The sequence below is a fragment of the Bradyrhizobium sp. STM 3809 genome (assembly GCF_000239795.1).
In the GTDB taxonomy this organism is placed as follows: Bacteria; Pseudomonadota; Alphaproteobacteria; order Rhizobiales; family Xanthobacteraceae; genus Bradyrhizobium.
The window spans coordinates 1-1499 of record NZ_CAFJ01000771.1 but is presented as its reverse complement, the minus strand read 5'-3'; the positions used below and the strand labels follow the sequence as shown (position 1 = coordinate 1499).

Below are 1499 nucleotides of genomic sequence, written 5' to 3'. Positions count from 1 at the left end.
GCGCCGGAGTTCGCGCCGCAGGGCTTCTTCGGCAATCTGATCGGCCGGGTCGGCGCTCCGCTCGGCGGCATGATCGGCGGCGCCTTCGGTCATCAGGGCCTCGGCAACCAGATCGGCGGCATTGCCGGCCAGCTCGCCCAGCGCTTCCTGCCCTTCGAGGCCGCGCCGCAATTCGTGCCGCAGGGCGCGATCGGCAACTTCCTCGGCCAGGTCGGCGCTCCGCTCGGCGGCGTGATCGGCAACTACTTCGGCAATCAGGGGCTTGGTCAGAATGTCGGCGGCCTCGCAGGTCAGCTTGCGCAGCGCTTCCTGCCGTTCGAGGCGGCCCCCGATCTCGCGCCGCAGGGCTTCTTCGGCAATCTGCTCGGCCAGGTCGGAGCACCGCTCGGCAGCGCCATCGGCGGCTACTTCGGCAACCGCAATCTCGGCAATCAGATCGGCGGCATCGCCGGACAGCTCGGCCAGCGCTTCCTGCCGTTCGAGGCGGCCCCCGATCTCGCACCGCAGGGCTTCTTCGGCAATCTGCTCGGCCAGGTCGGAGCACCGCTCGGCAGCGCCATCGGCGGCTACTTCGGCAACCGCAATCTCGGCAATCAGATCGGCGGCATCGCCGGACAGCTCGGCCAACGCTTCCTGCCGTTCGACGCCGGCCCCGATCTCGCTCCGCAGGGCTTCTTCGGCAATCTGCTCGGCAACGCGCCGCGAAGCATGATGACGAACTGCTTCGGCAATCGTGGTTTCGGTCCCAACCTGGGCGACGTCCTGGGCCAGGCCCCGCTCGCCCAGCAGGCCATCCAGCGCTTGCTGCCGTTCGACGCCGCACCGGAGCTCGTTCCGCAGGGCCTGCTGGGCGGCTTCCTCGGCAGCACGCTGGGCGGTCTCGGCGGCGGCTTCATCGGCAAGGCGCTCGGCAACCGCAACCTCGGCCACACCATCGGCAGCACCGCGGGCGGCGTGCTCGGCTCGATCCTGCCGTTCGACGCCAGCCAGCAGCTGGCGCAGAACGCCTGGGCCCAGAACGGCTGGGGCAACGTCCCTGTGGCCTCCGTCTATCCGTATCAGGGCGTGACCTATCACTGACCCCGTGTCGGCCGGCGTGAGGCTGCACTCAGACGTGGCAACTGTTCCGTTGCAGTGTTTCCCGGGCGGCTCGATAGTCGCCCGGGTGAACACCGAAGACAGAGAGGACAACCATCATGACCGACAGCTCCAATCCAACCGGATCCAGCGATGAGTTCATCGTCGCCGGACGCAGCACGTCCGACACATCCCACCTCAGCGCGTTCGAGGACGCGCTGAAGGGCATCGCGGGCGCCTCGATCATCGCGAGAGGCGGCCGACCCGACCAGCCGCACCTGGTCGTCAATCTGACGTCGCGAGACGCCGAGCAACTCAAGTCACGCTTCGGCACAGCGCTGATCATCGAGCGGAATGCGAAGCTCAGTCCGTTCTGACCGGTCAACGCCATGCGCCGATCCAACAAGCGACAGCGATCACAG

The 1499-nt window shown here is 67.9% G+C and carries 2 protein-coding genes; both read left to right on the top strand.

Translation table 11 applies throughout. The features are described from left to right. A partial coding sequence (locus BRAS3809_RS32795) for a hypothetical protein (RefSeq protein ID WP_240535828.1) occupies nucleotides 1–1080 on the top strand: 1080 nt, incomplete at its 5' end. Between the two features lie 116 nt (nucleotides 1081–1196). After that, nucleotides 1197–1454, top strand: a complete 258-nt coding sequence (locus BRAS3809_RS32790; protein WP_008966311.1) for a hypothetical protein — start codon at nucleotides 1197–1199, stop codon at nucleotides 1452–1454. Nucleotides 1455–1499: the final 45 nt, after the last annotated feature.

Coding starts and splice junctions, on each gene's coding strand:
- BRAS3809_RS32790 (WP_008966311.1), top strand. CDS start 1,197: ATGACCGACAGCTCCAATCCAACCGGATCCAGCGATGAGTTCATCGTC.